The sequence below is a fragment of the Okeania sp. genome, assembly GCF_983059655.1.
This window is the reverse complement of sequence record NZ_CEZPJD010000521.1, coordinates 1-5,677: the sequence shown is the minus strand read 5'-3', so window position 1 is coordinate 5,677 and position 5,677 is coordinate 1. Positions and strand designations below refer to the sequence as shown.

Sequence of the window (5,677 nt, the reverse complement as noted above, 5' to 3'; positions counted from 1 at the left end):
GAGCAGCAATAGTTTTGGGAAAATCTACTAAATTTTGTTGGGCAGCTCGATCCAAAACCCCAAGCAATCCAGTTACCCTCAATCCTTTATTGCGGGCAACCTTTCTGCCTAAAGTCTCATCAATGATAATTAAATTTGCTCTTTCCTGAAGTGCTAAAATAATAGCTGCTTTTTCTCCTGCATCAAGCGACTCTAAATCCTTGTCCACAGGAACAGTCACATCTTGAATTATTAACCATTGGGGAGGTTTTTCAATCCAATTTTTGACGGCAATAGGCGATCGCTCGTCTGATAATTCTTGTTGAACTATTCGAGGAATTAGAACTTGACCATAAAGTTGAGGCAGCAGTTTAATTTCACCAATAAGTAGTAAATAACAAATTGGCGAGGTATCTGATACAACAATCATAACCTGCTCTATAAAACTGATACAAAGCGTCACATAGTGTGACAACTTGAGGTTTACTTCCTGCTTCTACTGAGGCCGTCGGCGGTTGCTCATCCACAGGCATTCACGGTCGAGCCGACCGCATCTCTCAAATTTATACTTGCGTTTAAATCTCGATCTATTGACAAGCCACAGTTAGGGCAATCATAAGTTCTCAGGCTTAACGGCATATCTTGAACATGACCACACCTACTGCAAGTTTTTGATGATGGAAAAAACCTATCAACTGCTACTAATTTTGAACCGTGCCATCGTGTTTTATATTCGAGCTGTCTCCGAAACTCATAAAAGCCTTGGTCGGCTATAGATTTAGCTAGCTTATGGTTAGCTAACATACCGCTAACATTCAAATCTTCTATGGCAACAATGCTGTGGTTTTTAGCTAAATATGTTGTCAATTTATGAAGTGCATCTTTGCGGATGCTAGCCACTCGTCTATGCAGCCTAGCTATCTTAAGTTGTACTTTTCTCCAATTAGCAGAGCCAATAATTTTATTGCGGTTTAGATATTGCAGTCTAGAAAGCTTGGTTTCAAACCTACGATATGACTTTACGCTTTCAAATACTTTTCCATCACTTAAAGTTGCTAATGTTTTGACACCTAAATCCACACCTACAACTTCAGTGGTTGTTGGGGTTGGGCTAGGAGTAAATTCATAGCTCAAACTTAAGTACCAATCACCTGCCTGTCTACTAATAGTGATTTTTTGAGTAGTTGCTTCAATTGGTTCATAAGTTTTGACCATACCAATAAAAGGTAATTTGTGACTCCATCCATTTAATTCTATGGGTTTTCCACAATTATCAATTGTGAATGAATCAGATTTACCTTTCTTCTTAAATCGTGGGCGTTTGCCCAATCCCTGAAAAAATCTCTTAAATGCTTCACCTAAGTTGATGAAAGCATATTGATAAACTTTAGACGACAAGTTTTTCATCCAGGGGTAAAGGGGTTTGGTGTGATTAGTAAAAACCTCTCTCAGTTTACGAGGGTTTGGCTTGTAGCCATCTGTGTATGCAGCATTCCATAAACTTAAACCCCAGTTGTAGCACCACCTCGAATAGCCAGCGTGTTGTGCCATCAGAGTTTTTTGTTTATTATTTAATTTGAGTTTGGTTCTAATGGATTTCATGGAGATGGAGCGCCGCCTGTCTAATGGTGTGCTTTTTAAGGTATTATATCGTTATTTATTGATTAAGTCAATGCTCTTTAATTTCCCTTCTTTTTCTAGTTGTTCGTGGGTTTGGCGATCGGCAATAAAATCTTCTTCATCGTAACCTAAATCGACTCCTTTAGCTTTCAGAAATTTATCAGCTTCTAAAATAGTAGAGAAACCTAATAGTTCTCGTAATTTACCACTACTAATAGAACCTTCGCGATAAGCTTCTACTACAATTATTTCCATTAATTTACGTTCTAAATTGCCCCATTTTTCCTTTAAGGAATATGCTAGTTCGTCTGGCAACACAATCTGAATTTGCTGCATAAATACCTCCTTTAGTTATTAACTAATCATAACATTTATAGATTGTTTTCATACTTTTCTATCAGGCCAGAAAAAAGCGATCTTTTCTAAAATGTGGTTTGTTTGGAAAGGAGCGATCACTCGATTGTTTTAGGTAGCGGACATTCTTCCAGATAGAGTTTTGTAGCTTCTTTGAGATTCGCTAGAACCTCTTCTATTGTTTTACCTTGGTCAACTGTGCCGACTTCTGGGCATTCAGCTATGTACATATCATCTTCTTTATAAAGGATAGCAGTAAAGCTTTTAGTTTTCATGGTATATAATTTTTCTATATAATTGGAATTATTTCCAAAATCTAGTCTACCTAAAATGATTGATTTTTGCAACCTTTTTTATAGCGATCGCTTGATTCTGGTGCTAAAATAAATAAGTCAGTTAACAAACATAATTATGAATATAAAAGTAGTATTAGAACCAAGTGAAGAAGGTGGATATACCGTTTACGTTCCATCACTTCCCGGTTGTATTAGTGAAGGAGAAACTATTGAGGAAGCACTGACTAATATCCAAGAAGCTATAGAACTTCACCTTGAACCCATTGAAAAAATAGAGCGATAATGCTCCGAACCACTAGCGCTCACGCTCTTGTTTGATAGTTGAGAAATGGGGAGCGATCGCTCCTGCCATCTTTATGCTAATTGAAAAGTTTGTTCTATATTTTTAGGTTGTGGAAGGCTTTTACCTTCTTGCTGATATTCTTCAACTAACAGCTCTAATACTTCGCAAGCATTTTGTATTGCTTCTTCATAAGAATTTCCGTGGGTATGAAATTTTTGAGAAGGAAATTCTGGTAGATGAACCAGATAGCAGTTATCTTCATCCGACAAAAAATGACGACTGTATAGGGTAATTTCATTCTTCTGACTCCTGTTGTTCGATGGTTTTTAACATTTCTAATTTGCGATTAACTTCTTTTTCTGGCGTTGCTGAATTGAAGTATAAATGCGCGATTGTTTAGTTCTGGTCAAGCCCCCTAAATTCCCAAAAATCGAGGACTTTTAGAGTTTTATTCCCCCCCAAAATTGGGGGGTTAGGGGGGCCAAATCATACCCAGAATCAGCAACACTCTTTTTGTATGTAAAGTTTAGCGTCCTCCTTAGTCAAAGGTTGTATAATTCAGTAATTAACCTAGATTATAGATATCTGTGAGTGGTATTAACCGCGAATTAACCCCCCATCCTAGAACGAACTTATTTGACAAGCATCTTCCCGATACCCCTCAAGTAGCCAGACTTTTGAGAAAAGAAGGAAAAGCTCATGTGTTTAAAGATCGTGCTACAATGGAATTTGTTATAAAAGCGATCCTAGAAAGAGGAAAACTTACAGGAGTAGAAGATGAAAATGACGGCTACGATCGCTACGGACTATATTTTGAGAAACCAATAGGTTATCAAATTCGAGCAGACGGTAGTCGCCTTCCTCTTTATTACGCCAAAATTAAAATTGTTAAAGGAGGTAATTTGTACCATGTTATCCCTCGCACAAAACCTCGTCGCTCAAAGTGATGATTGGGAGTTTATTGAGTTATGGGTAGATCCCGTTGTCTTTCCCCCTCGAATTTTGGTGTTAGTTGGGGGCAAACAGGGAAACTATTGTATTTATGATGCGACTGCTAGCTACAAACCTTTGTTTGAAAGTTCTATTTATGATGAAGCTCACTCATGGTTAGTTGAAGATGACTATGAGCGGGTGGATGGTCGTCTTTTATCTGGAGAAATTTTTTAGTATAATATTGGTAAGATTCGAGCTGTCGAACAAAGTGTAATTATTCAACCGACTTGAGATTGGATAGAAAATCCGACAGTTGCAAATTGTGTTATGATAATAGTCATTAGTCTCAATTCTTATCAAGGTGGTACAATGTTTGTCAAAGGTATAAAACGAGGAAGAAATATCGAAATTTTTGAGGATATAAATATTCCTGATGGTCAAGAGATTTTGATTACCATTGAAACAAGGGGTAGTTTCTGGAAAAGTCTCAATAGCTTTCGTCAAGAACTTGATACTGAAGGAATATGGCTCGAACCAGAAGTTTTTGAGGGAGTTCGAGATTCATCATCTGGTAGAGAAGTAATTTTATGAGTTTACGTTTTTTGCTCGATACTAATGTTCTATCGGAACCAATAAAATTAAGTAAATTTAGTAAATATTTATAGTAATGGCCAGTACAATAGTTAGCGATCGAGGGCAAATAACGATTCCTCAAGAAATTAGAGACTACCTTAAACTGAATGCAGGGACTAAAATAGAATTTGTCATTGATGAAGAAGGAGAGGTTAAAATAATTCCTCTGAAATTCTCTGTGGAAGACTTGTCCGGTATCCTACATTATCCTGGAATTGAGAAAGCAACCATTGAGGATATGGAGAACGCGATCCAGGAGTCAGCTAGTGATTGCACTTGATACTAATATTCTAGTTCGCTATCTGACTAGAGATGACAAAGTACAGTGGCAGAAAGCACTAGAAATTATTAGAGAAAACCAATCATGTTTTGTTTCTAATATTGTGTTGTGTGAATTAGTTTGGGTTATGAAAAGTCAAGCATATAAATTTAGCAAAGAACAAATTATCAACACTTTGGAAATGATGCTACAGAGTTCAGTCTTTGAGTTGGAAAACCATTCTGTTCTTTATCAAGCTATTGAGCGCACAAAACAGGGAAGTGCAGATTTTTCTGATTATTTGATAGGAGCTATAGCTCGCCAAGCAGGTTGTGTAGAAACTGTAACGTTTGACAAAAAATTAAGAGGAGAAGCAGGGTTTAACTGTCTTGAATAAAAGGCGATCGCTCCTAAAATATGGTTTGTTTGGGAGAAGCGATCGCTCTTGTTTGATAGTTGGGAGATGAGAGAGCGCTAAGTAGTGCTAAACACTATCTAGTTTTGGGAATAAGACAGACTAACTGGAAAGTTTACACTTCCGTTTCAGGAGCCTAAATTGAGATAGTCAGGTCATAGTTGGTGTTATTGCCACTGAACCTAGGGAAAACAGACACATAATATGTTCCTGCTTGTATCGCCTCTTCTATGGTAGCATTGTTGCTGGAAGTAGCGCGTCTCTGTCTTAAAATATCACCATCTCCTTGGTCAATAACTCTATTGTTATTAAAGTCATTAATCAGCCGTACTTCTGCATCTTCAATCACCGCACCAAGGGTGATATTGACATTACTGTTGGAGTTGACTGTAAATTGATACACATCAAATTCGTCAGTAACACCAACAAAATCTGTAAAGCGACGTGCCTCAGTTCCCAACGCTCCAATATCTAGAGCTGTATTCAAGTTATTACCAGGATTTATTGGTGTGGTACTAGGTTGAGGCAAAAAACTAAATCCTAAGTCGTAGTTGGTGTTATTGCTACTAAATCTAGGGAAAACTCGCACATAATATGTCCCTGCTTGTACCGCCTGCCCTATGGTAGCATTATTGGCGGAAGTAGCACGTCTCTGTCGTAGAATATCACCATCACCTTCATTAATGATTCCATTGTTATTGAAGTCCTTAATCAATTGGAATTCTGCATCTTCAGTCACAGCACCAAGGGTGACACCGAGCTGCCCATTACTTGGAAGAGTAAAGCGATAATAGTCATTAGGTTCACGCTCCCCTACAAAATCTTGCAGCTCTAAGTCTTCACTCAAGACACCTAATTCTTGAGCTGCGCTAAGAGTTGTATTTGCTGGCGGTGGGGGATCGCCA

Annotated in this window: 12 protein-coding genes; 6 read left to right on the top strand and 6 right to left on the bottom strand. The window is 37.9% G+C overall.

Features of this window, described 5'->3' with window-relative positions; translation table 11 throughout:
- The 4 genes from AC3DU7_RS23320 to AC3DU7_RS23305 form a co-directional block, all read right to left on the bottom strand.
- Window positions 1-409, bottom strand: a 409-nt coding sequence (locus AC3DU7_RS23320) for a PIN domain-containing protein (protein WP_488041683.1), incomplete at its 3' end; no start/stop codon positions are given.
- Between the two features lie 89 nt (window positions 410-498).
- Complete coding sequence (locus AC3DU7_RS23315) at window positions 499-1,587, bottom strand: RNA-guided endonuclease InsQ/TnpB family protein (protein WP_488041684.1); 1,089 nt, start codon at window positions 1,585-1,587, stop codon at window positions 499-501.
- Window positions 1,588-1,632: 45 nt separating this feature from the next.
- Entirely contained in the window at window positions 1,633-1,935 is a 303-nt protein-coding gene (locus tag AC3DU7_RS23310; protein ID WP_488041682.1) for a UPF0175 family protein, read from the bottom strand.
- A gap of 116 nt (window positions 1,936-2,051) precedes the next feature.
- On the bottom strand, window positions 2,052-2,300 hold the full coding sequence (locus AC3DU7_RS23305) for a type II toxin-antitoxin system HicB family antitoxin (RefSeq protein WP_488041681.1): 249 nt from the start codon (window positions 2,298-2,300) through the stop codon (window positions 2,052-2,054).
- Window positions 2,301-2,364: 64 nt separating this feature from the next.
- On the opposite strand from AC3DU7_RS23305, the gene AC3DU7_RS23300 reads away from it, so the two are divergent.
- Window positions 2,365-2,532 (top strand): type II toxin-antitoxin system HicB family antitoxin, encoded by a 168-nt coding sequence (locus tag AC3DU7_RS23300; protein WP_488041680.1) that lies wholly within the window; start codon window positions 2,365-2,367, stop codon window positions 2,530-2,532.
- Window positions 2,533-2,603: 71 nt separating this feature from the next.
- Here AC3DU7_RS23300 and AC3DU7_RS23295 read toward each other — a convergent pair whose 3' ends face one another.
- Entirely contained in the window at window positions 2,604-2,801 is a 198-nt protein-coding gene (locus AC3DU7_RS23295) for a type II toxin-antitoxin system HicB family antitoxin (protein WP_488041679.1), read from the bottom strand.
- 318 nt (window positions 2,802-3,119) lie between these two features.
- Between AC3DU7_RS23295 and AC3DU7_RS23290 the strand changes: the two genes are divergently transcribed.
- The 5 genes from AC3DU7_RS23290 (at window position 3,120) to AC3DU7_RS23270 (ending at window position 4,754) form a co-directional block, all read left to right on the top strand.
- On the top strand, window positions 3,120-3,479 hold the full coding sequence (locus tag AC3DU7_RS23290) for a DUF6972 family protein (protein WP_488041678.1): 360 nt from the start codon (window positions 3,120-3,122) through the stop codon (window positions 3,477-3,479).
- On the top strand, window positions 3,442-3,699 hold the full coding sequence (locus AC3DU7_RS23285) for a hypothetical protein (RefSeq protein ID WP_488041677.1): 258 nt from the start codon (window positions 3,442-3,444) through the stop codon (window positions 3,697-3,699). Before AC3DU7_RS23290 ends, AC3DU7_RS23285 begins: the two co-directional genes overlap by 38 nt.
- A 93-nt stretch (window positions 3,700-3,792) precedes the next feature.
- A complete protein-coding gene (locus tag AC3DU7_RS23280; RefSeq protein ID WP_488041676.1) occupies window positions 3,793-4,056 on the top strand; it encodes a hypothetical protein in 264 nt (87 codons plus the stop codon).
- 76 nt (window positions 4,057-4,132) lie between these two features.
- The gene (locus AC3DU7_RS23275; protein WP_202225707.1) at window positions 4,133-4,378 is read left to right on the top strand and encodes an AbrB/MazE/SpoVT family DNA-binding domain-containing protein; all 246 of its coding nucleotides are present in this window, start codon (window positions 4,133-4,135) and stop codon (window positions 4,376-4,378) included.
- Window positions 4,365-4,754, top strand: coding sequence for a type II toxin-antitoxin system VapC family toxin (locus AC3DU7_RS23270; protein ID WP_488041675.1), 390 nt, complete (start codon window positions 4,365-4,367; stop codon window positions 4,752-4,754). The genes AC3DU7_RS23275 and AC3DU7_RS23270 overlap by 14 nt, the downstream gene beginning before the upstream one ends.
- Window positions 4,755-4,908: 154 nt before the next feature.
- Here AC3DU7_RS23270 and AC3DU7_RS23265 read toward each other — a convergent pair.
- Window positions 4,909-5,677 (bottom strand): PPC domain-containing protein (locus tag AC3DU7_RS23265; protein ID WP_488041674.1); only part of this gene is annotated, 769 nt, incomplete at its 5' end.

Bases quoted from the DNA above. Each gene is read 5' to 3' on its own strand.
- AC3DU7_RS23310 (WP_488041682.1), bottom strand. From the start codon at position 1,935: ATGCAGCAAATTCAGATTGTGTTGCCAGACGAACTAGCATATTCCTTA.
- AC3DU7_RS23300 (WP_488041680.1), top strand. From the start codon at position 2,365: ATGAATATAAAAGTAGTATTAGAACCAAGTGAAGAAGGTGGATATACC.
- AC3DU7_RS23285 (WP_488041677.1), top strand. From the start codon at position 3,442: ATGTTATCCCTCGCACAAAACCTCGTCGCTCAAAGTGATGATTGGGAG.
- AC3DU7_RS23280 (WP_488041676.1), top strand. From the start codon at position 3,793: ATGATAATAGTCATTAGTCTCAATTCTTATCAAGGTGGTACAATGTTT.
- AC3DU7_RS23275 (WP_202225707.1), top strand. From the start codon at position 4,133: ATGGCCAGTACAATAGTTAGCGATCGAGGGCAAATAACGATTCCTCAA.